At 52.6% G+C, this 23,972-nt stretch carries 23 protein-coding genes and 1 pseudogene; 6 read left to right on the top strand and 18 right to left on the bottom strand.

Annotated elements, in window-relative coordinates:
* Positions 1-9: 9 nt before the first annotated feature.
* On the top strand, positions 10-294 hold the full coding sequence (locus tag H8S52_RS01980) for a hypothetical protein (protein ID WP_008655007.1): 285 nt from the start codon (positions 10-12) through the stop codon (positions 292-294).
* Between the two features lie 147 nt (positions 295-441).
* Here the strand turns inward: H8S52_RS01980 and H8S52_RS20145 are convergent.
* A pseudogene (locus H8S52_RS20145) lies at positions 442-540 on the bottom strand (IS982 family transposase); the annotation flags it as partial.
* Between the two features lie 94 nt (positions 541-634).
* Between H8S52_RS20145 and H8S52_RS01975 the strand changes: the two are divergent.
* A complete protein-coding gene (locus tag H8S52_RS01975; protein WP_008655022.1) occupies positions 635-1,003 on the top strand; it encodes a hypothetical protein in 369 nt (122 codons plus the stop codon).
* Positions 1,004-1,106: 103 nt separating this feature from the next.
* On the opposite strand, the gene H8S52_RS01970 is transcribed toward H8S52_RS01975, so the two are convergent.
* The 17 genes from H8S52_RS01970 to H8S52_RS01890 all read right to left on the bottom strand — a co-directional run bounded on the left by H8S52_RS01970 (position 1,107) and on the right by H8S52_RS01890 (position 18,638).
* Positions 1,107-2,792 carry a zincin-like metallopeptidase domain-containing protein gene (locus tag H8S52_RS01970; protein WP_008655024.1) on the bottom strand — a complete coding sequence of 562 codons (1,686 nt, stop codon included), beginning with the start codon at positions 2,790-2,792 and terminating at the stop codon, positions 1,107-1,109.
* Positions 2,793-2,797: 5 nt separating this feature from the next.
* Positions 2,798-3,406 (bottom strand): hypothetical protein, encoded by a 609-nt coding sequence (locus H8S52_RS01965; protein WP_008655026.1) that lies wholly within the window; start codon positions 3,404-3,406, stop codon positions 2,798-2,800.
* 78 nt (positions 3,407-3,484) lie between these two features.
* Complete coding sequence (locus H8S52_RS01960; protein ID WP_008655028.1) at positions 3,485-3,661, bottom strand: hypothetical protein; 177 nt, start codon at positions 3,659-3,661, stop codon at positions 3,485-3,487.
* A gap of 12 nt (positions 3,662-3,673) precedes the next feature.
* Entirely contained in the window at positions 3,674-5,221 is a 1,548-nt protein-coding gene (locus tag H8S52_RS01955) for a glucosaminidase domain-containing protein (protein ID WP_008655029.1), read from the bottom strand.
* 4 nt (positions 5,222-5,225) lie between these two features.
* Entirely contained in the window at positions 5,226-7,565 is a 2,340-nt protein-coding gene (locus H8S52_RS01950) for an ArdC-like ssDNA-binding domain-containing protein (RefSeq protein ID WP_008655030.1), read from the bottom strand.
* A gap of 26 nt (positions 7,566-7,591) precedes the next feature.
* Positions 7,592-9,400 carry a hypothetical protein gene (locus H8S52_RS01945; RefSeq protein ID WP_008655031.1) on the bottom strand — a complete coding sequence of 603 codons (1,809 nt, stop codon included), beginning with the start codon at positions 9,398-9,400 and terminating at the stop codon, positions 7,592-7,594.
* Positions 9,401-9,415: 15 nt separating this feature from the next.
* Complete coding sequence (locus H8S52_RS01940; RefSeq protein WP_008655032.1) at positions 9,416-9,700, bottom strand: hypothetical protein; 285 nt, start codon at positions 9,698-9,700, stop codon at positions 9,416-9,418.
* A gap of 23 nt (positions 9,701-9,723) precedes the next feature.
* Entirely contained in the window at positions 9,724-10,554 is an 831-nt protein-coding gene (locus H8S52_RS01935) for a M23 family metallopeptidase (protein WP_008655033.1), read from the bottom strand.
* 22 nt (positions 10,555-10,576) lie between these two features.
* Positions 10,577-11,242 (bottom strand): hypothetical protein, encoded by a 666-nt coding sequence (locus tag H8S52_RS01930; RefSeq protein WP_008655034.1) that lies wholly within the window; start codon positions 11,240-11,242, stop codon positions 10,577-10,579.
* A gap of 16 nt (positions 11,243-11,258) precedes the next feature.
* The gene (locus H8S52_RS01925) at positions 11,259-11,942 is read right to left on the bottom strand and encodes a hypothetical protein (RefSeq protein ID WP_008655035.1); all 684 of its coding nucleotides are present in this window, start codon (positions 11,940-11,942) and stop codon (positions 11,259-11,261) included.
* Between the two features lie 27 nt (positions 11,943-11,969).
* Positions 11,970-12,665, bottom strand: coding sequence for a hypothetical protein (locus tag H8S52_RS01920; RefSeq protein ID WP_007567566.1), 696 nt, complete (start codon positions 12,663-12,665; stop codon positions 11,970-11,972).
* Complete coding sequence (locus tag H8S52_RS01915; protein ID WP_007567564.1) at positions 12,646-13,143, bottom strand: PH domain-containing protein; 498 nt, start codon at positions 13,141-13,143, stop codon at positions 12,646-12,648. The genes H8S52_RS01920 and H8S52_RS01915 overlap by 20 nt, the downstream gene beginning before the upstream one ends.
* Positions 13,140-14,531, bottom strand: coding sequence for a toprim domain-containing protein (locus H8S52_RS01910; protein WP_007567560.1), 1,392 nt, complete (start codon positions 14,529-14,531; stop codon positions 13,140-13,142). Before H8S52_RS01910 ends, H8S52_RS01915 begins: the two co-directional genes overlap by 4 nt.
* A 46-nt stretch (positions 14,532-14,577) precedes the next feature.
* Positions 14,578-16,026, bottom strand: a complete 1,449-nt coding sequence (locus tag H8S52_RS01905) for a toprim domain-containing protein (RefSeq protein ID WP_007567554.1) — start codon at positions 16,024-16,026, stop codon at positions 14,578-14,580.
* Positions 16,027-16,034: 8 nt separating this feature from the next.
* Complete coding sequence (locus H8S52_RS01900) at positions 16,035-17,609, bottom strand: hypothetical protein (RefSeq protein ID WP_007567553.1); 1,575 nt, start codon at positions 17,607-17,609, stop codon at positions 16,035-16,037.
* A gap of 25 nt (positions 17,610-17,634) precedes the next feature.
* The gene (locus H8S52_RS01895; protein WP_007567552.1) at positions 17,635-17,859 is read right to left on the bottom strand and encodes a hypothetical protein; all 225 of its coding nucleotides are present in this window, start codon (positions 17,857-17,859) and stop codon (positions 17,635-17,637) included.
* 20 nt (positions 17,860-17,879) lie between these two features.
* Positions 17,880-18,638, bottom strand: coding sequence for a DUF4099 domain-containing protein (locus H8S52_RS01890; protein ID WP_007567550.1), 759 nt, complete (start codon positions 18,636-18,638; stop codon positions 17,880-17,882).
* Positions 18,639-18,778: 140 nt separating this feature from the next.
* Here H8S52_RS01890 and H8S52_RS01885 point away from each other — a divergent pair, with 140 nt between their 5' ends.
* From H8S52_RS01885 to H8S52_RS01870, 4 genes are all read left to right on the top strand, one after another.
* Positions 18,779-19,573 (top strand): M23 family metallopeptidase, encoded by a 795-nt coding sequence (locus tag H8S52_RS01885; RefSeq protein ID WP_007567541.1) that lies wholly within the window; start codon positions 18,779-18,781, stop codon positions 19,571-19,573.
* An 81-nt stretch (positions 19,574-19,654) separates the two neighbouring features.
* Positions 19,655-20,083, top strand: a complete 429-nt coding sequence (locus tag H8S52_RS01880) for a hypothetical protein (protein WP_007567540.1) — start codon at positions 19,655-19,657, stop codon at positions 20,081-20,083.
* Positions 20,084-20,203: 120 nt separating this feature from the next.
* Entirely contained in the window at positions 20,204-20,743 is a 540-nt protein-coding gene (locus tag H8S52_RS01875) for a hypothetical protein (RefSeq protein ID WP_007567538.1), read from the top strand.
* Between the two features lie 386 nt (positions 20,744-21,129).
* A complete protein-coding gene (locus H8S52_RS01870) occupies positions 21,130-23,868 on the top strand; it encodes an outer membrane beta-barrel protein (RefSeq protein ID WP_007567535.1) in 2,739 nt (912 codons plus the stop codon).
* Positions 23,869-23,972: the final 104 nt, after the last annotated feature.

The raw sequence follows: 23,972 nt of genomic DNA, 5'->3' as shown, positions 1-23,972 counted from the left end.
GTATTCATTATGAAAAGAGCAAGTTACAAGAAAGATTTTCAGAGTTGGAAAGGCATAATGGCTCTAAAACTGCTCTGCTGCAATATAGTTGCAGGCCGTTTTGATTGGAAGAAATACTGTACGCCACAGTCTTATTGCGGTCAGGAAATTTGCGTTGTACCGCTGCATTGCTCCTACGGACAGATAGGCTATACCGTGCACTTCCCTTATTCCGATATACCGGAAGTGGAATACGATTGGGAAATGAACAAATTAACTATCGACAAAGAGAATTGGGAAAGCTATTTAACGTGAGTATAATTCAAAATATAGCCAGTTGCCCGTCTTTGAAAAACATACATCAATGGCGGGCTTCTTTCAAAAACAGTATGCTGTTATGGTAGAAAGGGAGTTGGAAATAAAGTTATATTAAAGGAAGTGGGGCATGGAATATTCAATATCTTTATCTTCAACCATATATTTTTCCTGAAATTGAGCAATTTCTTTGCAAAAATCATCTGTCATACAATAAATCTCCGTAATTTTGGTCTCTGAAAACATCATGGTAATTGCTTAAATGTTAATTGAATACTATAAATTCAATACTTTTATTGCTATGTGCCTAATTTATTTACAGAATTAGAATTGAAAGAATATGACACAGACTTTTTATACCCAATGGCAATCTTCTGTCCTTGCAGACGCAGAAACTTATGTTTCAAAGGAATACAGTAATTTCCAAACGGCATTGCTACGTGAAATATCCAAATATGCAGAAGCCGTGGATGCGGCGGTCGTATCCGAGAATAAGGGGCATTATTATACAAGTTGCTTTATTGAACGTAATGGTAAGTTTGTATATATAAACCATTCTGCGGATGTGCGGATGGATGATGGGATAAAGATAGAACTCGGTTCGTTCATGATACGGACTGCCCGGCACGCAAAGGATTATACCGGCGGAAACAATCAATATTGCGATATGCTGCAGTTACAGTCAATGATTGACAAACTGCTGTCGTAATGATAACATATAGTCTGTAGCGGAATGAAAACCGGTAGGGACTATAAGGATGTGGAGCGCCTTCAGTATGAAATCGCTCCACATTCTTCATATTACGCTGCCGTTACCGACGCAGACCGCCGCCATATTCCGCCTCTTGTAGCTCCTCCCTGTATTCTTCAAGCTCGTTCAGCTTCTCGTTCACGGCTTGCAGGTTGGCCTCCAGCGTCATGTTGTGGTCATAAGGGTAATGATGTTGTACGGCCATCCCTGCATTGGTGGCCGTACCCACGTCCAGCGTATCCTTGTCCCTGTTGTACCTTGCATACAGAATATCTCCGTTTGGCATTTCGAATACCGGCATTCTCTGATGTGTCAGTTCAGCAAACTGTTCCGCCGCCATATCTTTGGCCACCTCTTTCACATCATCGCTGGCACGGTCTGTGCCGTAACGTGTGATATGGTCCCGCACCTCCTGTTCCGTGTATTTCAGCATGATGTCGTATGTGCCTCCGACACTTCCGTTGTACACCACGGCAAAGTCCTTATCTTCAATCAGCAGGTCATCGCCCCGGTTCTGGAGGGGAGAAGCGTATGTATGCTGCTCGTCCATGCCGTTGCCGTCGTAATACTCCTTGGCGAGCGCAAGCAGACCCTTGTAGTCGCCTTTGTCCTTCAATTCGTCCAGTTGCTTCGTGTCGTCAGCGGTTTGGAGATAGGCCACCGAAGCATAAAAAATACGTTCCTTGGCAGAGCGTTTGTCCTCTTGCTCTTCGGTAACATTTTGTTCCAACTCCTGCGCAATCTTATCCACCTTTTGAGTAACGATTGACGAAGCTCTTTTCACGTCCAGAAGCGTTGTCTTGATAAACTGTGGGGATTCTTTCAACTCATCGAGCCACCCTTTGAGGTATGCGCAACTGTCTTCCTTTATATGCTTGGTCATGCCGTAGCGTTGTGCGACCAACGCGCTGCCCAGTTCGGCCACCAGTTCCTCGCGGGCATACTCTTTCGAACCGAAAGAGGTAGGTTGGAGTCGGTCAAGCACACCTTCGGCACCCGTGGAATGGACCATCTCATGGAACAGCGTTCCGTAGAAAGATTCCCCGTCTCTGAACTGCTCCTTTTCGGGTACGACAATCTCGTTCTTTGTGATTGAGTAGTATGCTTCGTTTTGGTGCGTCGGTTTGATGGGACAAATCCAAAGGTTGTCCTTTATCATCGCATCGACAGGCCCAAAACTGAAATGTTCGCCGTTTTCGACCCTTTTCCCGTTCTCTCTTTCCAACTGCTCCCATAACTCCGGTCGAGCCTCCTGCAGGTTGGTCTGGGCGACATTGAACACCCGGAACACCTGCATTTTCGGATAGACATTGTATTGCGCCTTCTCTTCGTCGGAGAGTTTCTTGTAGTCGTCGTACTTGATTTTCTCCTTTGTTTCCTTATGTATGCAGGTGAATGTGGTCAGCATGACGGGAAACGATTTCTCGCCGCGCAGTACAGATACACGGGGTAATTCCTGCCCGTCCTTGCCGGGCTTGTTGAGCCGCTGCACGCAGTCAAAGGTGCAGAAGCGCGGAATCTTGTACCCCTCATTCTCACAATGCAACAGTAACATAAGGGCGTTCATACCGTTGTACTCCCGCCCGGAAAGGTTACGCGGCCATTGCAGTGCCCCCTCGGTAAACCACGGCTTATGCCAGTCCTTGTGGATGCTTTCGATTTTCTCGATCATCATCTCGGCAAAGAGGTCCAGCGCCTTGTCCTCGCTGCTCGGCCCCTCCGTATTTCGCTTTCTATAACCGGCCATGACTGCTACTGATTGAAGTTATCCGATTCGGGAATATATTGCGCCAGTTCTTCCACCCGGCAGGAGATGTCCGGCTTCCCGTTATGTACCGAGACCGTCATTTCGCCCTTGGCTTCTACCTTGACGCCCGGTTGCAGCCACTCTTCACGTTGCCTGTCGAAGCAGAAGAAACGCACCCACTGGTACTCGAAATTCTCATCGACCTTTTCGGTGCTGAATGCAGAGAACATCGTGTAGGACTTATCCTTTTTGTCCTTCCGTTCCTCGATGTTCTTGCCCACCTTGCCCCGGAACGACAGTTCGCCCTTGATGGAATCCGCGATGTCCGCCGCCGGGCCGATACGGTCGGCAAAGAGGTTGAAATAGAGCTTTTCGCCCCGGCGTTTCAGGAACAGCGTCCCCGCAACCTCGACACGCAATCCGTTTCGATAGCCGGATACCTTCTTCTGACCGCCCTCCTTGCTGACACTGATCTCGACCGTTTCGTTCCGACCGTCCTTGCCTTGGAGCACGACGCGGAGCGGAAAGGTCAGGAATGTTTTCTCTTCTTTGGTCGTGCGCATCGAAGCGTCGCGGCCGATGGTGCCGCACGCCGTAATATTGCATTTAATCATTTTATTTTGTCTTTTAGTGATACATAGTCCACCGGACAAAGCGGGGTGTCTTGAAGTTGAACAGGTTGAAAGCGTTTCCTAATCGGGAGCACGTATTCTCATGTAGACAATCCAGCCGGCAATACCCAGTTGGACGCCCACGATAACGAGTGTTGCTACCCAACCGAATAGCCGGGAACAGAACAGGATATGCAGGGCGCAGACGGACACCCCGGACAAGTACCCGCAAAGTCGTATCATCACGCGTTTTATCATGACTTTTTGGGATTATCTTTTCAGGTTTTCCGATTGTGCCCGTTGTTCGGACATTCCCCGTTCAAAGTTCTGCGACGCCGCCTCCGAGAGGATGACCGTGTTCAGCACGCCGGTCACACGCAGCCGTTTGGCTTCCTCCGAAAGAGAACTGTCGTTCAGCGTCACCGACAGGCGGCTTAACTCGGCAGAGGCCAGTTCCCGTGATACCTGAACGCTGCCGTTGTCCGCCTGCAGGACAGCTCGCCCGTTTTCCCCGACTGTGAGGTCACAGTTTTTCATGCCCGGCAGCAACGCTTTGAGGTCGATACGCCGGCTGTCCATCGCCTCGGAAATGGCTGCCTTTTGTTCCTCCTTGTTCTTGCTGTCGATTTGCGTCGCCAGTAACATCAGGGAGGTAAAGGCGGTCATGGCCATTTCCACGACAGGATCACTGCACCCCGACAATCCCACGCCGCTATCCTCCGAGGAGAGCAGTTTTTTCATCCACGCATCGGGCGAAAGGCTTTTGCCGGTGGCATTCTCTTCTGTTCCCTTATATCGGGCGAGCAGGTCGTTGCCGTTATGTAGTACCTGCTGTTTGATGTGGCCCTTTTGTGCGATTTCAGCCAGATACGCTGCCGGATCGACGTCCCGCTGCGTGCCGTCCGCATAAATCTGCCGGACACCGAAGTGCAGGTGCTTCCCGGTCGTCCGTGTCCCCGTGTTACCGGAACGGCCGAGCTTCTGGCCTGCCTGTACCGTATCGCCTGCCTTTACGGAAACTTCGCCGAGGTGCATGTAGGTACACTGTACCTTGCTGCCGTCCGGACGGGTGTATTCCACGGTCAGCGATTTGTTACCGGGTGCATGGCCTTTGTCTTTGACAGCGACGACCTTGCCGTCTTTTTCCGTGGCCAGGACCGTATCGCCGTCGCACCGGATGTCGATACCCGTGTGCATACGTTCCTTGCCGTCTGCCGGATCTTGCCGCATACCGAATGGCGAGGTGACGAAAAGAAACTCTTTCCGCTCCACCGGAAACGAATAGTCCACTGTATTTCCGACCTCACGGAGCGGGTTCTCTTCCACGCCGAACCGCTTTCCCTGCGTCTCCATTTCCTGCATGACCTGCCGGTCGTACTTTTGCAGCCCGTTCTGTTCGATGATACGTTGCAGGCTGTCGGCATAATGCCCGCCCGTGGCATAGCCCGCCTTTTCGAGGCCCTGTGTCCAGCCCTTGTAGTCATCGGGCGAGAGCGAGAAACAGCGGGCATAGCGGCTGTTCTCTTTCAGGAAGCGTGAGTGGTGCTCATACGAATCGCCCACGCTGTCGTAGCTGCAAAACTTCTCGTTCGGCTTGTCATCGGAATACAGACCGTACCGGCCACCTTCGGCAATCCATTCGGGCGTGGCCTTGATGCCGAAATGGTTGTTCTCATTCACGGCCAAACGGCTCTGCCCGTTGGAACTTTCCAGTATGCCCTGTGCCAGCGTCACGGAGGCCGGAATGCCGTACCTCCGCATCTGTGCCATCGCATAATCTGCGTATTGTTCCGTATATTCTTGATTCTTGTTTGCCATATCTTTACCTCCTCATGGTTGGACGTTGTTCGTTCTCGTTCTGTTCGTCAGTTGCCTCTGCAGGCTCGTTTTGCTGCGCCTTGGACATACCGTCACAATCCATCACGTATGCCCGCAGCGCATGGATTTGCTGCCTTGTTTCCTCATTGCTGTGTTCAAATACCAATATGATTTTGTCCGCATCATACGGAATGCGTTCTTTGGCCGGAGGCATGTCCAGCTCGTTCGCTATGGTCTCCGCATCATACATGGAAGCGTAATACTTGTTCTCATGTTTGAAAAGGACGACCGCTTCCGGTTGTTCCTCTTTGATTTTCTTGTATTTGTCATACAGTTGTTCCGGTATATCTTTTATGGGCAACTCTTTCAAGGATGAAGCAGTTTTGGGGGATTCCTCATTGGCTTGCTTGGGGTGCTTGTCCTTATCCTGCTGTAGGGTATCCTCTTCTCCTTGTTTCTTTCCGGCAGTCTCTTCCTGCGTCTGTCCTTTACGCAGCACATCGGCAAAAAGCGTGGCCGCCAGATGGCGTTTATATTCTGCACGGTCCTCAGCCAGCCACATGCGCTGCCACTGTTGCCGCGTGACGCTCCGGGGCTGCAGTTTCTTCCCGTCGATGGTCGCCACGCACAGAGTTCCTTCTTGTTTGGTCTTGAATACGGACACACGCTGAATCCGGTTCAGGTCGATGTCCTGCGCCCCGCTGCTGAACAGGTCCACTTTCAGGTCTGGCTGTGTTTCCGCCAGTACATAATACTTGTGCGCCAGTTCCATGCGTACCTTGTCGATGTTGTCCATCGCCTGTTTGAGCGTGGAGAAAAAACGGTTCACGTCCTCCTTGTCTGGATAGATACTGTACCCGTTCTGATGTTCGGGCTTCAGATACAGCGCCCAGCGGTTCTTGTCGTCCTGGATCATCTGTATCTGGTCGAAACCGATTTCGTCCGCCCGTTTGACCGCAGGCGTCACGTCCAGTGTGGAAAGCATCTCCAGTGCCCAGTTCTTCAGTCGGGCCAGTGATACCTGTTTCTTGGCGAAATAGGCATCATCGGGCCTGTACCCCCATGCGCCGTCGGGATTGAAGAAACGCACGTTTTCAATACCTTCCCTTCGCAAAGCCCTGCCGATACGGGCCTTGTTCATGCCCGGCACTTCGTTGTCCACCTCCGGCGACGCACCGGCAGGGAGTATCACATCCGCCGATTTCGAGGACGGATCGATGACGATGACAATGGTCTTGTCCTCCTTGTTCGGGTGTTTCCGGATTTCATCGGCCACGTAGAAATGCTTGGGTAACTGCTCCTGCATATCCGAAGTCTGCCGGCGGTTACGCATCGTGGCATATTCGATTTTCTCGCCCCGTTCCGCCTTGTGGATTACTTCGAGGGCGTTGTTCACGTCGCTTTCGAGGGCATCCATCAGGTTGGGGTTCTCTTTAAGTTCCCGGTTCCAGTAGTCTACCAATTCAAGGCTTTTGTCGGACAGACGGGCAGGCAGTCCCAGTTCCAGCATTTTGATGCCCGAAGCCACCTCCACGATCAGCCGTTCCTGTTTGAGGGCATCTTCCGAAGGACCCATGCCGTTTTTCATCACCATGCCTTCACGGGCCAGCCGTTGTTGGTGCCCCGTGGCGCTCACGATTTGCCGCAAGGCTTCCTGAACGTAGTCGTTATAATGCTCGAAGTTCCGTTGGCGCGGCATATAGACCGCATCGCGGTCCGTCTCGTAATGGGGCATTCCGCTGCCGTCCGAACGCACGGGCACGAGATTGTCCCGCATTTTCAGCAGGAAGTCGTTGAAGCGGATATGCAGTCTCCGTTCATCGGTTTCGGAGTAGCCACGCTCCACGGCACTACCGTCTTTCTGCAATACCGCATCGTAAGTCTCCTTATCCACGTAGGGCAGTGTCGTCTGGTCGATGTTGAAAAGTGTGCGGATCTCCCTGTTATGTATGCCCTTGTACTGTTTCTGCACCTCCTCGTCCAGTTTCAGATAAGCGTCCCGGCTGATGATGTCCTCCGGATTGTTGCGGTGGACGTACTTGTTCCAGTTGTAGAACAGGAACGGAACGCCTTGCTCGTGCTCGCGTACCGATGTGCCGCGTGCCTTGGCATCGCTGTAAAGGGTGAACAGGTTGGTCTTGCACCCGTTCCGGTCCGAATGCAAGGCCATGAACAGGCCGTTGAACGGGCTGACGGCAACACCTTTCGGATAAAATTTCGGAAAGCCCTTGCCCGTAGCGTTGAGCCAGTGTCCCCCGGCATTCGACGCTTCGTTCAAAGCCGTGGAGAGCAGCTCTATCTGACGCTCCTCGGCATTCTTTTCTATTTGCGATTTTTCTTTCATATTCCCATATTTTTTCGGTTACAGGATTATTGAATGCCCCGTGTCCGCACGATGGTTTCCTGCTGTCCGTTGTCATAGTTCTGCGAAGCCATCTGGCGGAGCTTGTCGCTTTGGGCGAGCACGGCATTGGCCAGCGTGTTCAGCGGCAAGGCTCCTGCACGGTAAGCGTCGGCCATAGCGGGGGTGAGCTGCACCGTACAGGGCACACGGTCTATCGTGGCAACCAGCGTGCAGCCTTGTAGTGCCGGGTTCACGATACGCGGATTCAGCGGCTCGTCGGGATAGCGTCTGTACTGTACCTCTCTACCGGTCGTGGCTGCATTTCTGTTTCCCTCCGTCCGTTCTTTTCCCAGCACCTCGTGTCCCGCCTTGTTCAGCAGGTTCGCGCCACCCAAGCCGATAAGCAGCATCTTCAACATCGGATTCTTGACGAACATACCTGCCACTATACTCGCTATCGGCAGCAGGTTGTCTTTCAGGCCCAGCGATTGTGTCCTACCTGTAAACACGCCCAGCAGGATGTCGGGCAGCATGGCCAGTATATAGCCCAGATTACCCGCGACATCGCCTATGCCGTCCAGTCCGAGCGAGCGGACCAGCTCGTCCCAGCCGTTCTCGTTGGTCTGTATGGTCTGTGTTCCCTGACCTGCCTGTTCCTGCCGCATCCCTTCCCCCGCAGAGACGGCGGAAGTCGACACTTCCTTTTCCTCTTTTTCCCTTTGTTTGGGTTTCGATTCCGTCTGTTCCTCCGTTTCGGCTTTCCGTCTTTCCATATCTTGCAGGTAGGCTTCCTCTTGTCCGGGAGCGACAACCATCGGCACGTCTTTATACCGTTCCACCCGTTTCCGTTCCTCCTCGGCGGTTTCTTCCCGCCACGGCATATTTCTATTGTCTGTTTTCCACCAGTCCATAAAATCGAATGTTACAATCGGTATCTTCTTTTGCAACTTTCCGTTGGCTGCGGCAAGAGCCGTGTTTTCTTTGCCCGGTATGCTTGCCGCCTCTTTGCGGAAGCTGTCGAACACGTTGCTGTCGCTGCCGAACACGCCCTTGCTGATACACTCCTCTGCAGAGAGCGGCTGCGTTTCCTCCTTCCCGAAATGGTCGGCAACGGCTGAGATTGCCGTATCCGCACCGATGAACCGTGCAACGGCCGTCCACGAACCCGTACCGCCCAACATGACCGTATCGGCCGAAGCCCCCAACACCCAGCCCGCACCTTTCTCCAACTTGCTCGGCCGGTAGGCAACCTCTCCGCGTTTTTCTATCTCTTCGGCCAGCGGCGAGCGCCCCAAAGCCTGTGGCAATCCCAGCAGGCTCGATTCTGCCGCCTTACGGATGATGTAGTCCGCCGAGGATTTGGGCATACGTTCCTTGACCAGTTGGTCTATCATCAGTTGCTCTACACGATAGTCCACGAAGGCATAGGCGAGGTCGCAGCCCAATTCCTGCGACAGTTTATCGTAACGCTCGCGTCCGACTTCCTTCACAACGACATCGCGCCACTGTCCGGCCATGTAGGCGAGGTCGTGCTGCATCTCCTCCGACGAGAGAATCCTGTCCTTGCACATCCCGATGTAGTCCTCGGTCGTCTTGGAGTTCCACTCTCCCGTAACCTTGAGAGTCTGGTACGGGTCGGCGAGCGGTTGCCCCGCTGACGCCATCATGCCGAGTATGCCGCCCAGGGAGGTCGAATACGCTTTCATTTCCTCGCCCTGTTTTTCGGTCAGGTAGGATTGCGTCTGCGTCATGACGGGGACAAGATGATGGCGGAAATAACTGCCCATCAGGGCCTCCAACTCCGCAAACCTTCTGCTATGTTTGATTCCGTCCATATAATCAATGTCTTTCTATATCATGTTTATTTGTTTCAACAGTTGTTCCTTCGTCTGCTCGATAGCGTTATGGTACACCTCCATTTGCTTGGGGAAAAACTCTTCGAGCCACGTGTCCTTTTCGATATTGTCGTGAATGAAACGTATCGCCTGTTCCCGCTCGATTTCTACCGAGGCTTCCCCTTCCTCCCGGTTGTTGAACCATGCCTTCGTCCACCAGCGGACTCCGGCACGGTCGGGATAGACGGAGACGATTCTCGGTATGTCGAAGCTCTGGATGTCGATGTCCAGTTCCGCCAACAGATCAATGAGTCCGCTGCCCGCTACGGCTTCGTCATGAAGTTTTTTTTTACCTCGCCGCCTGTTGCGGAAAGGTACACATCATGCCGCAGGGCAAGGTAGTTCAGGAAATCCGCTATCAGCAGGTTCTGTACCTTGCAGGCCAGCGGCATGGCTTTGCGCCCCAGTCCCAGCGGGTTGTACATGCTCGGCATCTTCTCATAGAAATACTCCTTCGCAGCTCCCATTGTAAAGATGTGGCGCAGCGACTGCTCCGTATGTGCGGGCACCGTGTACGCTCCCCGCTGTAAATCCTCCATGTAAAGTGGCAGAAAGCGGAGCATCAGCTCTTCTATTTCCCTTTGATCCTTCTCGTAGTCGTTTTTTACTCTTGTTTCCGCATCGTAAAAAGACGCCGCACCATTGCCGTCGGCTTCCTGCAAAGCCTTGATGTTGCCGTACAACATGGTCAGGAACTCTATTGGGTTCAGTTCCTCGCCCTTGAATTTGACTTCTATATGCAGCAGTTCGCCGCTCAAAGCCACCGTTTGTCCGGCTTTCACCCGCTGTCCGAATTGGGCGAATACATTCGACAGATGACCGTATGTCACCTCGTACCCGCCGTAACGGACCGTCTGGCAAATGCCATGTACCGGGTCGTTGCCCACACCTGACACGATGCCGCTGGCCACGGCTGACAGCATGTAACACCTCACGTTGAAGTCTATTCCGTGATGAAAGAACTTTTCTCCCGTTGCCGGGTGTACCTGTTCGCCGTAGCCGAGCGACATCTCCACATCTTTCCCCTGCGGCTCCTCGAACGGCATACAATAGCCGCTGTCGGAGTGCAGAATCATTTCTTCCGTATATTTCATTGTGATATATATTTTCGTGTTTCTATCTTCTCATTCCTCCGCTTTGCGTTTGTTCCTCCGGAGAGAGTGTCGGCGTCTGTGTCCTCGATACCGTTTCCGAGGGAACCGTGCGGACAACGCCCGCATTGTTGCCGATAAGCATCATGCCCAGAAACAGACCGGCGATTTTACCCAGCCAGCCGAAACGTCCGAACACGAGGTACGCTGCTGCGATAAGTCCTGCAATGTTCAATCCCGACACATTGCCCCCTCCGAGGTTTCGCAAAAAGCCGCTGAGCATGTTGAACAACCCACCGCCGGAGGCTTCCCGCAGGAAGTTCGATACCCCGTTCAGTTTCGAGTCCGCGCCTCCCACAGCCTCACCTATGGCAGAGACCGTCTCTCCGGCTTTGTCTTTCAGTTCCTTCATGTCTTCGGTCGTACCTGCAAGGGCATCCGTGGCGGATTTGCCGACTACGGCCTCACTGACGATCCGTGCGACACTTTTGTCGGTGGTCAGTTTTTCCCAACCCACATAACCGACGGCAGCTCCGGCGGTAGCCGTTTTGACCGCCTGCCCGGCTCCCCGAAGGGTCTGCGAGGGATGCAGTACCGCATGACCGGCACTTTTCCCCGTCGCATTGGCGGCCTTGCCCATGCCTTTCATGGCCTTTCCGCCGTATTTCAATATCGTATCCCAAGCTCCCATATTTTTATTCTTTTTTTTAGGGTCTTACATTTCTTCCAATTTGCCGCCAGCGTCTTTGGGCGGCTTTCACGATGTCGTACTTGTCCGCGACAGGGCGTGCGCCCTCGTCGATTTCCCGCCAGATGTCGCCCATCGTGGTGTATTTCACTGCCTTGGTCAGTCGCTGCAGCGTCCGGTTCATCGACCGGAGTTTCGGACGTATGCCGAACACGATCTCCATACGTTCCCTTTCCGTCATCTTGTTGTCCGAGAGGCAGGCCGTGCGTATATCGTTCACGATTTCCACGCTGTTCAATATCATCTCCCGGTAAATCTGGTTGCGCCGCGTGGAGAGGGCGACGGCCAATGCACCCGTCGAATGTCTGCTCAATTGTTTGGTGAAGTCGCCCATGTTGTCTGTAAGCTGCGATATTTCATGGTAAAAACCGTAAATCTGAGCCGCATAGCAGACAATCGAGCGGAACGAGTTCAGGTAATTGTTGAACTCCCGTTGCAAGTCCGTCGTGCCTTCCACTTCTTCCTTCGTCCACACATGCCCTGTAGTTTGCATCAGCATGACCTTCTCTTGGTTTTTCAGTTCCTTCTCGGCCTTGTTGGTATAAACCAGAATCATTCCCGCAAGGGTCGCATCGTTCTGCGCCTGTACCTTCGAGATACCGGCGCACAGCAACAGAATCCATATCGAGATTATCCGCTTCATCGTTCTTCGTTTTTTATTATCCTTTTTTCAACGGGCGATGGCTGCCGCCCTGCGCCAGCGGGACATGGCCAGACGGGCCACCTCGCCGTTGCTGCGGTCTATCATACCCGCCGTTATGTTGTTCCACACGTCGTTCAGGGTATAATAGCGCAGGCTCAAATAGAGCAGATGCAGTTTCCGGCTGAATGCCGCGAGCTGGTCGTTCAAAGCCCACAGGGTTTTGCTCCGTTCCGCCCCCGTGAGCATGTTTTCCGTGCCGCCTTTGGCCACGGCGTCGTTCAGCAACGTGAACACGGAAACCAGCTCCGTCGCCGTCTCGATATAGAGGTTGTTCATGTTCATGCTGGCGACGATGCCCTGCGGGTTGTCCCCGATGGCTTTGCCCAGTTTTCCCAGCGTGAGGAAAATCCGCACGCCGTCGTTATAGAGGTGGGTACAGGCTTTCAGCGACGAAGCATAACCGTTCGCCGTCTTGAGGTAACTGTTGTACTGCTTTTCCCACTCATGTATGCGGTTGAACTCCGCTGCGATACTGTTCTGCATCAGGGCGGTCTGTGTCTGCCCTTTGATTTGTTTGTCTATCTGGCCGTTTATCAGTTCGTTTCCCTCGGCCAAGGCTGCCCATTCCAACGGGTTCGAAGCGGCAACCTGCGCCTTGGCCAATTGCGGAAGCAGACCGGCAAGCACAAAGACCACCCATATGCTAATGATTCGTAATCTCATAGATTCCCTTTTTTCGTTTATTGATTTCCACACGTTCACGGATAATCGCCACGATGTCGTTTCCGCGCCGGATACCGATAAGGTCGAGCTTCGGGCTGTTCCGGTCCGTCGAAAGGATAACGACCGTTTTCAGACCGCAAAGCTGTTGCAGGAGGCTCTGGTGTTCCTGAAAGTCCACGATACGGTACAGTTCCATGTAGTCCACCCTGCGGCAGAAAAGTCCCCGCTCGCAGACAAGCTGTTCGTTGCCGACCCGGTAACATATCCGGCGCAGGCAAATGAAACGATACAGCAGCACGAGGAACAGAAACAAGGCAATGACCGTCGCCATACCGCCAAGCGGCATACCTTCCATGCCGCCGTACACCAGTCCCGCCATGCACATGAATATCAATGGCAGTTCGTCGATGACGAATTGCCCGGCGTGCGGGCGCAGGATAATGTTCCGGACATCTTGTATGGTATATGGCATGGTCATCGGCGAAAGTGTATCTGTCGTTCCTGCCCGGCGTTTTCTTCTTTTTCCGACTCCTGCCCGACAGTCTCTTCACGTTTCTGTTCAGCCAAAAGCTGTTCGTTCCAGCTCGTATGGCGATAATCCGGACTTTCCCAGGTAATGGAGACATCATGCTCCCTGTCAATACCAAGGAACTCCCGTAGTTTCTCTCGATATTCCCGGTAGCACTTGTTCGTGGTATCTATCTGGTCCTGCACGTCTTCCGGGGCACACAACCCGCTCGAACGCATCGACTCCGCTTCTTCCGATTCGGCGTCGAACCGTATGCAGATTTCTTGCAAACCACCCTTGGGCAATAGGTAAAATTCTCCGTCTGTCAAATCCCCGCCGTCCGGTATGGAATCGAGATAGGGTTTCCTCTCCGGCGTTTCCTCTATGGCAAAACGTACTGAGCGGCATATCTCCTTTTGCAAATCCCATGTGAGATTCGACCCTTTCCGGGTATTATCGAAACAGATATGTTGCCGGGCAGGGATGGTAAGATCAAGTATCTCTCTCATCTGTTTCCCGATAGGCTTGCCGCCCGTTGAGATAAAGACCGCCTTTCTCAAATCCTTGTTCTTCGCCTGATGGAGTTGGTAATAGGCCATCGCGTCATAGGTACTCCCGAACCAGTAGATATGTTTGGCCTCGGCAAGAGGTGTTCCGGCAGGACTTGCAATCCACAACCCTTCGCTCTCATTGCTTTCCTCGCTCTTGCCTTTATAGCTATCGCATCCGTCCATTCTCATACGTTCCCGTTCCTCGAAACCCACGACCGTACCGCCCTCTTTGGGCAAGGTCAGTGGAAAAGCGAGACAGGTGTATGCCGCACCGTCTGCGCCGTGTTTTGTTGCCAGGCAGAAATGACGGTGGAAAGCATTCTGCGTGCTGAGGTCGATACCCCGGTTCTTGAAATAGGGATAGAATATCTCCTGCATCTCATGGTCTTGAGGGTTGAATCTGTGCAGGTCGTAGTCTGTTATATCGAATGGTCGTAGGTCTTGCTTGACCGGTACGGTTTGCACCTCGTATTCTTCGAAGGGGATGTTCAGCAGGCGGCTGCACACGAGGTTTACCAGCCGGTTCAGGTCTATTCCCTCATAATATTCCGCGAATAACGCCGGGTGCTCCTTGATGAACGAAACGACGTTGTATTCCTTCTGCCGGGGTGGTTGGCAACAGCATTTTCCCTGTTGCGTTATGACGAACTTGTCACCCCGGATACGCTTTTCCTCACTGTCCGTGCGGATAAACGAGGAGAGGCGTAGTCCGAAGCGTCGGTTCTGGCGATACCCGGCATCAAGCAGTACATCCCGGATATCGAGTCTTTGCAAAAAATCATTATGTGTCAATTTCTTGTCATTCATTGTCTTCTCTTTTCTTTTGTTGTTTCATGTAGGGGGTACTGCGTTGTCATCGGTGGAAACGTGCTTGCCGTTCCTGTTCGGGTTCTTCTCTTCTGGCCGGCTCTTCGTGAACTGATTCTTGCAGCCTGATCTTTGCCAAGAGCTGTTCGTTCCAGTCCTTATAGCCTTTTTCAGCGGGCTCGTACACAATAAGGTCGGTGCTGTCCTCGCCGGGAGCGGGAAGATTACGGATCGCATCCTCTATGGCCATGATATTTTGTCTCATGCCCTCCAGTGTTTCCTCACTGGCCGAACCCTCGGCAAGGGCTATCTCGTACTCGTCTTGGCACACCATGCTCATCTCCTGCAAATATCCGTCGCCGATTGTCCGATAGTCGAGCGTACCATCTTCCCGATAGATTTCTTTGGGACGTAAAAGCGTGCCGATTATCCTGTGAAAGTCGAAGGGTTCGAGTTTTATTTCGTAGTTCTGGTTCTCCTCGCCACTGATACGGACCAGCAGTTTGTCGTCTTTCGTCACGTTGCTGGTGAATGTCTTGCCCGCCTGGGTGAGCGCGAAGTTGATGGCGAAGATCTGTCCGGCACGGTCCTGGTCGAAGCAGAGATGGTGGTAAGCGCGTGGAGTGGCCTTTATCATGGCTTTGAACTGCTGTTGGCTCGGTGCCCCGCCGGTAGAAACGAACACTCCCTTTCGCAGTTCCTTGTCCCATTTCTGGTTAAGCTGGTAATAAGCCATCGCGTCGTAGGCACTCTCGAACCAATAGATACGCTTAGCTTCCGCAAGTGGGGTTTGGGCAGGGCTGGCAATCCACAGCCCCTCGCTCGAATTGCTGCCCTCGGCCTTGCCTTTGTAGCTGCCGCTTCCGTCCATTCTTGCACGTCCCCGTTCCTCGAAGCCCACGACCGTGCCGTCGCCTTTGGGCAAGGTCAGCGGAAAAGCGAGATTGGTGTATGCCGCACCGTCCTCACGGTGTTTCGTCGCCAGACAGAAGTGGCGGTGGAAGGCGTACTGGGTGTAGAGGTCGATACCCCGGCTCTTGAAATAAGGATAGAACTTCTTCTGTGTCTCCCGGTCCTGCGGGTTGAACTTGTACAGGTCGTAGTTCGCGATGTCGAACGGGCGGATGTCCCGCTTGGGCTGTATAATCCGCGTTGTCCGGTCCTCGATGGGATGGTTCAGCAGCCGGTTGCACACGAGGTTCACCAGTCGGTCGGGAGACATGCCCGCACGGTATTCAGCGAAAAACTGCGGGTGCGCCTTGATGAACGAGATGATGTTATAGACTTTCTGCTGCTGTGCTTGGAAGCAGCACTTTCCCTGTTGCGTCACGATGAACTTGTCGCCACGGATACGCCGTCCCTCGCTGTCCAGACGGACATACGAGGGATAGCGCAGGCCGTCGCGCCGGTTCAGGTGGTAGCCCGCGTCAATCAGCACGTCCTGAATGTTCAGCCTTTGCAGGAAGTCGTCGTAGGTAAGGTCTCCTTCTCTCATAATTGTCTTTATCTCCCTCTTCTCATATCGTTAATATCCTGATTCATCTGTGCCTCGAAATTGCGTATAGCCACGTCCCTCGGCGTATCGACACCGGGCTTGAAATACGGACGCGGCTCGCCTCCGAAACGCTCACCGTAGAACTCCGGACCGTGATGATGATGCCGCAGGCCGTGGACGACACCCGCCGTGACGACCGTTCCTGCCGCAAGGGCGGCGAAAATCTTCACGCCGAGACCGCGCTGTGCTTCCGGCCGCATCTTCATGTCCACCTCGCTGAATATTTTCGAAAAGATTTTCATGCGGTGGTAGTCATCGACCGCAAGGAATTTGTCGTAATCCTTCTGGCTGATCTCGTGGCTGATGACCTGCCCGTCGATGACGGCCGTCATCTTGTACTTGCCCTCTATGGGGGACGGGTGTACGGCTATCTCGCCGACCTCGACCTCCCTGCCGTGCCGTTCTTCTCGGTACCAGCCCTTGCGCTCGTCAAGGACGGAAATATCCCGTCCATCGACGGAAGCAGCCGCACCATACGGCATCTCCTGCCGGAGCTGGTTTTCCAGTGGGGAGAGGATTTCCTGCTCCTGTTGCTGACGCTGCGTCAGTTCCTCCTGTACTTCGGGGTGCAGACCAAGGGCGATACGTTGTTTGCTGTCGAGGTCCGCCATCGTTACCTTGTCGGCAAAATCCGCCCCGATAACCCCGTTCAGGACTTCCAGCCGCTTCTCGACCGGTTGTTCCTCGATGGAGTTGGAGGTCAGGACGGCCGTTTCTTCTTCCGTCAGGTCATAGACCAGATCGGCGGTCACCTTTTCGGACTGTACGGTCAGTGTCCGTGCCTCCTTATCGACGATAAGGCCGTGGGAGGCAAGACATTCCTGCCATTTCTCGTTGGAAAAATAGACAGGAGAGCTTATCAGTTCCTTGTAGGTACGGGCCGGTTCCGTGCTGCGCGGACGGCTGACCAGCGGCGTGATGACCGTCTGCAGGTTTTGCAGGACGTCGGCCTGTTGTGCCGGTTGCACCGGTTGTCCGGCCTTGTATTTGTAATAGAAGCCGTAGCCGCCCGACTGCAATTCGCCCGGCTTCATGCGTCCGTCCCACCGTTCAGGGACAACGGGCGGTCCCGGATAGAACAGTTGGCCGCCGACCCGCCGCAGATGGAAGCCCCACTGGTGGCGTGGCGTCCAGCCGAGAAACGGGGGCGGCATACCCAACCGTCCCACATGCCCGTATTCGCCGATACCGATACGGTAGCCGTGCAGCCCCATAGCGACACGACCGTTGGCATTGCGGGCATGGACGAAGTTCTTGGGCATATAAAAGTCTTTCCCTACAATGCTCGTGAACACGTTGTAGGCTTTCTTGTTGGCCGAGTTTGTTCCCCAGTCCGTCAGGGCCAACATCTGACGCTCGGTAAGGTCGTAGGTCAGCAGCGGCGAATCGTGGCCCTGCACCACGAGCCGGTAGCCCGTGCCGTCGCTGACCACGTGGGCCTGCATACCGTTACGCCTCAATATGTCCTGCATTTCGGGTTGCAGGTCCATCATTCGGGGGTTGGTATTCTTTCGTATCGCCATAATCCGTTGTTAAAAAGGGTTTCCGTTATGCATCTCCGTTCTCCATCGCCGCCTCCAGTTGCTCGTCCTTGTAGTGGACGAACTCGGCGGCGGATTCGTTGCCCGCCATAAGGCTGTGCTCCTTGCAATAGCGGGCATATTCCTCCTGCCATTCGGGCGAGAAATGATTCACATAGTCGAGCCAGCCGTATTCGCCGCGCTCCATCTTCTCGATAAGTACCTCTTCGGAATAATATTGGTGTTCTGCCATATTCGCTGGATGTTAAGATATTATTTGTGAACTCCCGCCGCACGGTTACGCTCGGCGCTTTTCTTCTGTTCGTTCCACAGTTCTTCGGTATATTCCTCTTCGGGAACATAGTCGAGGTTGCCGTCATCGTCCATCACCCAGCAGCCGTACACGCCGAAAGTGTACTTGTCCCACTCGCGTTTGGGCTGTTCTTTCCATTTCTGGCTGTCGCCCGAACAGAAGCGGATGCCGGTCTTGTCATGCAGGTCGATGCCCACCGTGACGGGTTCATCGTCCACGACCAGTGTCAGCGGTTCGCCGTTCTGCATACTGTTTACCTCCATTGTACCGAGGTGCATTATGTCGGCCAGCACTTGCAGGTTGCGCCCGATAATCGGCGTGGGGATATACATCACCTGCTTCGTTTCCTCGTCTATCTGCACGAATGCCTTGCTGTGCCGTCCGTCTGCCGTCTCCACATCGGCAAGAATCGCCTTGCCTGCGAGCAGTTGTTTCTGTTGCGCCTCGTCGTAGCGTTCCAGTGGCGAGGATTCCAGGACGGGATAAAATACCACGTCCGACAGACCGTCATCTCTACGGACAAGGGCGAAGCGGCTGCGGCTTTCGATTAGTTCTCCCTTCTCGTCACGGACACGGACCGGAAGCACGGGAGAGTGTCTGCCGTCGCAAATCTCATCGAGGACACGCATCGGCAAGTCCTCGATCATCTCCTGTGTAAGCCCGAATCGGGCCAGTGTCGGATAGGGCAATTCAATTAGTTCAAATCGTACTACATTCATATTTAATTTTGTATTTTGAATTACACTTTGCAAAGATAGATTCTTTTCATTCCCTTGTATATAATAGAATAATATTAGTGTATTAAGAGAGTTTATTTTTATGTTCAGAGTATGATTTTGCGCATAAATTCATACTCTGAATGCTTTTTTTGTTGTACTTTGGTCGAAAAAGGCCGTGGAAACGGGACATCTTGGGCAGGGCTGGTTATATTTGCCGCATGAGAAAGAAACTACTGGTTTTGATGGCGGGTGCTGCAAGTATCGCAGGCCCCGTTCAAGCACAATTCAATACGGTCTCGACCGTGCCGTCCCGATACAGGGTTGAAGTCGTTTCTGCCGGTAGGGATAATGTGGCGACCTTGCCCGGAAACATGCTTTCCGTCCAAGACTCCTTACCGTCGGCAGGAGACGCCGCCCCGGCATTGCCCGCCGACACCTGCAAACACGTATGGATAGAGCGTTACCTTAGCGTAAGCTATCCGCTGCACCGGATGAAAATCAACTCGCTTTATGGGTATCGGAAAGATCCTTTTACCGGAAAAAAGAAGTTTCACAACGGAATCGACCTCCACGCACGGGGCGACGAGGTGATGGCCATGATGGCGGGAGTGGTAGTGAAAGTCGGGCAGGACAAATCCTCCGGCAAGTATGTGACCTTACGGCATGGAGACTACACGGTCAGCTATTGCCACCTGTCGCGTATCCTTACCCGGAAAGGGGCTGCTATCGGGCCGAGGGATGTCGTCGGTATTACCGGTTCTACAGGACGCAGCACCAGCGAACACCTGCATATTTCCTGCAAGCTCGATGGAAAAAGTGTCGATCCGTTAATGGTACTGGATTACATCAAGTCCATACGCGAAGAGTGCGTGGCGGCACTGGCCGAATCCAGAGAGGCCCCCGCATTAAGTCCTGCGGGTGGAAAACACAGATGATTCCGTTTATTTTTGTTAATCATTTCACGGGAATGGTAAAAAAATGCCTTTATGCTTACCTTTGCAAGGCAAAATTAAGGTATGAAAGGATTCGTTGCTGTTCTATCGTTGGTGCTGCTGGCCTTGGTATGCAATTCCGGGGCGCTGCATGTTCCGGCGGCCGGTGTGGCGGCTGCGCAGGAATGTTGTGTCCGAAATACGGACAACGCCTCTTTTCAGCAATTCCATGACAGAGACTCTATCCGGCAAAAAAAGGACAGCGACATAACAGGCATAATCGGGGAAATCCCCGATGTGGCTTGCCGTGCCGGCGCATCGGTAAAGGGGATGCATCTTCGGTACATATCTGTGGAAACGGCCCATTTTCTCCGAATTTTACAGCGGTATCTCATTTGCCGCATGAACAACCTGACCTATTGTTGTACCCTCGTGCATGACTCTTCCCGTAGCCCGAACTGGGATAATGCCTGCGAGCATTATATCTTCGGGATGAGACGGATTCTGATTTAGCGGTTTGTTTTTTTATCGTTTATACTGACGGTTACACTTGGCTGAAAAGCGGGGTGTGGCTGTTCGTCGTGAGTATATCTTATTATTGAACAATCAGCAAAAATAAAATTTTCAATCCGTATGAATCAAAACATTTCTGCTGCCGAAACCCTGTTTTCCGCAGCGCATCCCGATATAAAGAAGATTACCAATATTTCGGCTCTTATTCTTTCCCTCCTTTTTTGTGCGGTGGGACTGTGCCTTCTGTTTTTCTCGTCGAAAGTGGAAGATTCCTCTTCCGCGTCAGGTCCTGTCCTGCTGGTCGGCGGAATCGCCTTTCTGGTGGCCGGAGGTATTCGCCTGATGATAAGAAAAAGGAGTCTGATATACGTTCCGACCGGCAGTTTGGTGAAAAAAGGTTCTTGTTTCTTCGATGCGGGCGACCTCTCTGTATTGGGGCGGTTGCTGGAGGAGAAGACTTTTGACGGCAAGGCAGAGGTACTGCCGAAGAAGGACGGCGGTGTGCGGATGGACTACATGGTTTCGCAGGACGGTAACTTCGCTGCCGTCCAGTTGCTGAAGTATGTTCCTTACGCTTACGAACCGGCATCTTCCGTACTCCATTATACGGGAGAAGAGGCCAGCGCTTTCGTGAATGCTTTGCGGGTCGGCCGATTCTGATTCTGGAAGGGAAACGGTAACAGTTTCCGCAATTTGGCTCGTCCGGCAGCCGGTTCTATAAAAGAACGGTTGCCGGATTTGTTTTTATTGTGGACTGGGGTTTGTTTCTTTGGAAGGCTTTCATTTGCACGACAAATGTCCGGTTCATACATGACGCCATGCTCTGGAAAAGACCCGGTTGTACGGCAGGTTTTCTTGTACTCTGTATCGTTCCGACCATTTTTTATATGTTGAAGGTTAAAGTAATGAGTTATTATATATACCGATTGTTTGGTATTGGCACGGCTGGTAAAAGCTTGTAATTTTGTACCCGTTTTTCATTTCTTTTAAAAACTATAAAAAAATAACGGGTAATTGTGCGTATATCTGTTCTCGGACTGATACTTATGTTCCTGTTTCCGATAACTCTATTTGCCCAACAGAGGGTGGATGTGACCGGAAAGACCCTTGTCGTTTCCAACAATGGAGAAGGACAAGAGGTGTTGCCCTATACCAATATCTTGGTACTCGAAGCCGGGGATTCCACCCTTGTAAAAGGGGTGATGAGTGATGCCGGCGGGAATTTCCGTCTTAGCTTCCATGCAAAGAAAGAATCGCCTTACCTGCTGAAAGTTTCTTATATAGGTATGAAGCCGGAGTTTCGTGCATTAAATACAGGCAAGACGAAAATCCATGTCGGAAACATTGTCTTGACAGAAGGTCTTGAACTGTCCGAAGTGGTGGTCACGGCTCCCATAAAGGAGGTGGAACTGGTGGGCGACACTACCGTCATCAATGCCGATGCCTACCGGATTCCCGAAGGCTCGAACTTGGAAGAGCTGGTAAAAAAGATACCGGGCTTGGAATATGACAGGCAAAACAAAACCTTGGTTTATAATGGGCTTCCCATTGCGGAAATCAATGTTAACGGGGAAGCGTTCTTTGCAGGAAACCATGCGCTGGCTTTGGAAAATCTGCCCGCCGATTTGGTAAGCAGGATAAAAGTGTATGACAAGCGTAGCGAAATGGAGAAATTCATGGGGATAAAAACAGGGGAAGAAAACTATGTGCTCGACCTGCAAACCAAGAAGGAGTTCAACGGTACACTGATGACTTCCGTAGCCGCAGGCAAGGGTAACAACAAGAAAAAAGAAGCGGAACTAATCAGCAATTTCTTCAAAACCGGCGGGGAAAACCTGTCGGTAATCGCCAAAAGCGGCAACCGCAACATGACATCCGCAAACAAAGACAACCGCCAAGACAATGTAGCGGTGAACTTCCTGAAAAAGTTCGGAAAGAAGATACACCTTAACGGGAATGTCATGTACAGCAATGCTATCAATGGGAACGAGGGGACATCTTACTACGAGCAATACCTGAAAACGGGGAACCGCTACCGCTATGCGACCAGCGACCGCCACAACACCAACCGCATGGCAAGCACCATGCTAAGCATGAAATGGAATATCGATAAGATGACCTTGCTGAACCTTTCAGGCAGCTTTAGTGCGATGAAAGGGACAAACGGGAGTGACAGCCGGCAGGCGACCTACAATGAAAATCCAGAATTGGATATCACAGCACCGTTCAATGGGGAAGAAAACGGCCAAACGGAAAACGATATCCGGGTGAATGGCATCCGCATGAACTCCCGTTCAACAAGCGCCAACCGGCAGTATTTCCTGAACGCCGACCTCACCCGACGGCTGAACGAGAAAGGCAGCAGTTTGGGGCTAACCATGCAATACTCGGAGGGGAGAGGAAAGAACGAGGCGTTTTCCGTGTCCTCCACCACCTATTACCAATTGCAGGATGAGTGGGGTAACGATTCCGTCCTCTACCGTAATCAATATTATGACAGCCCAAACAGAAACCGCAAATTCAGCTTGGGACTGATACTGACACAGCCACTACACAAGAGCCTGCGGGCACAACTTTCGTATAAATTCAGACGGGAAAACCAAAACAACGACCGCAATACCTACGACCTGTCCCGCTTTTTCGACGGTACGGACGATGAACCCTTGTACACCCTGCCGGAAGGCTACGAGGCAGCCTATACCGACAGCCTGAGCAACAGAAGCCGAAGCCACACGACAGCGCATGAAGTGGCCCTCCACCTTAACTATACGGACAGAACTTGGGAAATCAACGCTGGCCTGTCCGTCGTTCCCGAACGGCAGAGTCTCGACCAGAAGACCGGGCGGATGCAAGCCGACACGCTGAGAACCTCCGTGAACTACTACCCGGCTGTTACCGTCTTGTGGCACAAAAAGAAAACACGGGTGCAACTAAGTTACGAGGGAGACACGAAACAGCCGGGACTGACCGAACTGCTGACACTGACCGACAACAGCGATCCGCTGAACATTACACGGGGAAATCCCAGCCTGCGCCCTTCGTACAACCAAAGGGTGCGCTTAGAAGCACGAGACACGAAGATAGGTTTGAACGGAGACATGACTTGGGCGAACACGGTGAACAGTGTGACACGGGCTGTGACGTACAATACCCAAACAGGCGGTATAGAAAGCTATCCCGTGAATGTGAACGGGAATTGGAACGCAAGAGCCACCGTGCGATACCAGAAGCGCATCAAACGCCGATTTTCCGTTACCGCACGTACCGGCGCTTCGTTCAGCCAGAACGTAAGCCTTATCAACGAGGGACAGCAGGAGATGCCGGAGCGCAGTACGACCCACAACACGACACTGAATGCCAACCTGCGTTTTGGCTACCAGCCCCAATGGGGAGGTTTCGACCTGACGGGTGACTGGCGTTTCCGCCACTCCACCAACCTTTTGCGCGAAACCGGCGATTACACCCGCGACTACCGCTTGGGGGTGAACGCCTACGCCGACCTGCCCGGCGGCATTCAGTTGCGGAGCGATGTCGATTATTCTTTCCGCAACGGGACGAACATCACCCCCGGCGAAGATGACCAGGTAGTGTGGAACGCCTCCCTTTCTTGGCGTTTCCTCAAACAGAAGAAGGCGGAACTGTCATTCTACTGGGCGGACATCCTTAGCCAGAAAAAGAACTTTACCCGCAGCGTCTCTTCCTCCGGATTGTCGGAGAGACACACGCAGCAGATAGGTAGTTGGTTCATGCTCTCCTTCAAGTACCGTTTTAACAAACAATTATAAAGCAGGAGCGAAGTTTATATTTTTTTAGTTAATGAGTGGTGATTTGCTTCTAATTATATACCAATTTTTAGGTATTGTGCTCTGAGTAAACTCGTTATAATTTT

Origin of the sequence: Bacteroides sp. NSJ-48 (assembly GCF_014287405.1) — a bacterium.
GTDB classification, from domain to species: Bacteria; Bacteroidota; Bacteroidia; order Bacteroidales; family Bacteroidaceae; genus Bacteroides; species Bacteroides stercoris.
The sequence above is the reverse complement of the archived record's forward strand: the minus strand, read 5'-3'. Positions and strand labels throughout refer to the sequence as shown.